The sequence below is a fragment of the Vibrio sp. YT-19(2023) genome (assembly GCF_033337395.1).
On the sequence record NZ_JAWOQN010001198.1, the window covers coordinates 1 to 510 of the forward strand.

1 protein-coding gene is annotated in these 510 nt (G+C 49.4%); it reads left to right on the forward strand.

All coding sequences use genetic code 11. From position 1 onward, the window contains the following. Positions 1-510, forward strand: a 510-nt coding sequence (locus R7E78_RS30815; protein ID WP_318059229.1) for a YeiH family protein, incomplete at both ends; no start/stop codon positions are given.

Genomic DNA, 510 nt, shown 5'->3' on the forward strand with positions numbered 1-510 from the left:
GGTTTAGGGTTTGGCATCAATTTTGAACAGGCATTGTCTGTCACGTCAGATGGTATCGGGCTAATTATCGCTACGATTGTCGGCACACTCGTCATTGGCTCACTCATCGCCAAAGTAATCAAACTCGAAACGACGACTGCGTATCTCATTTCATCCGGAACTGCGATATGTGGTGGCAGCGCAATTGCTGCGGTCGCACCAGCAATCAGAGCCAAAGATGAACAAATAGGTTTGGCACTCGCTACCGTTTTTGTACTCAACTCTCTAGCGTTGTTCATCTTCCCCGTCATTGGTCATGCGTTAAACCTAGACCAACACACCTTTGGGACGTGGGCGGCAATTGCGATTCATGATACTTCGTCTGTTGTTGGCGCTGCCTCTGCCTACGGTGAAGAGGCACTGACAACTGCAACCACGCTCAAACTGGCGCGAGCCTTGTGGATCATTCCTGTTGCTTTGATTAGCGCCGTGATTTTCTCACGTGGGAACAAAGAGAACGGTTCGAAAAAG